At 53.2% G+C, this 935-nt stretch carries 1 protein-coding gene; it reads right to left on the bottom strand.

The features are described 5' to 3' along the window. Positions 1-18: 18 nt before the first annotated feature. On the bottom strand, positions 19-935 hold a 917-nt coding region (locus L6D80_RS29840; protein ID WP_236183110.1), incomplete at its 5' end, for an IS3 family transposase.

Below are 935 nucleotides of genomic sequence, written 5' to 3'. Positions count from 1 at the left end.
TGAATCGCCCCTGGTTTCCTAGACACTCTCCAAGCTCAGGAAATAGCGTTTCTCATACTCTATTGGAGACAGCTGCATAGCACTGCTGTGTCGGCGTTTAGGGTTATAGAACATTTCGATGTAATCGAAAATATCACTTCGGGCTTCTTCACGGGTTGTGTAGATCTTTCGTCGGATGCGCTCCCGCTTCAAAAGTTGGAAAAAGCTCTCGGCTACGGCATTGTCGTGGCAGTTTCCCCGCCGACTCATGCTGCTGATTACATTGTTAGCCTTCAAGAAGCTTTGCCAATCTGAGCTACTGAACTGACTACCTTGATCTGAGTGAATCATCACTTGCTGCTGTGGCTTGCGTCGCCACACAGCCATCAACATTGCGTCGATAGCCAGGTCGCTGCACATCCTTGGCTTCATTGACCAACCAATTACTTGGCGTGAGAACAGATCCAGCACTACCGCTAGATAGAGCCATCCTTCATAGGTGCGGATGTAAGTGATATCTGTCACCCAGACCTTGTTCGGCTCACTGACCTTGAACTGCCGCGCGAGGTGGTTGGGCGAGGCCACTGTTGGTTTTCCACCGTAAAACCCTGGACGCCGCCGATAGCCCGTTTGCGAACGCAGCCCCTCCGCCTGCATCAAGCGCCCGACTCGATTTCGTCCGCATTCCTCTCCCAGCTCACGTAGGTCATCGTGAATTTTGCGGTAGCCGTATACACCTCCGCTTTCTAGCCAAGCGTGCTTGATCAAGCCAAGCAGACGTTGATCTTCTTTTGCTCGGGCAGATTGAGGCTCGGCCAGCCAGGCGTAGTAGCCGCTGGGGTGCACCTTGAGGGTTTGGCAAAGGCGCCGCACCGGGTAATCAGTCGAGTGCTTCTTGATGAAGGCGTACTTCAGCCGCACTCCTTGGCAAAGTACGCGGCGGCCTTTTTTAAGAT

It is taken from the genome of Pseudomonas ceruminis (genome assembly GCF_021602025.1).
Lineage (GTDB): Bacteria > Pseudomonadota > Gammaproteobacteria > Pseudomonadales > Pseudomonadaceae > Aquipseudomonas > Aquipseudomonas ceruminis.
Note: the sequence above shows the minus strand (reverse complement) of the source record. Positions and strands in the feature narration are given on the sequence as shown.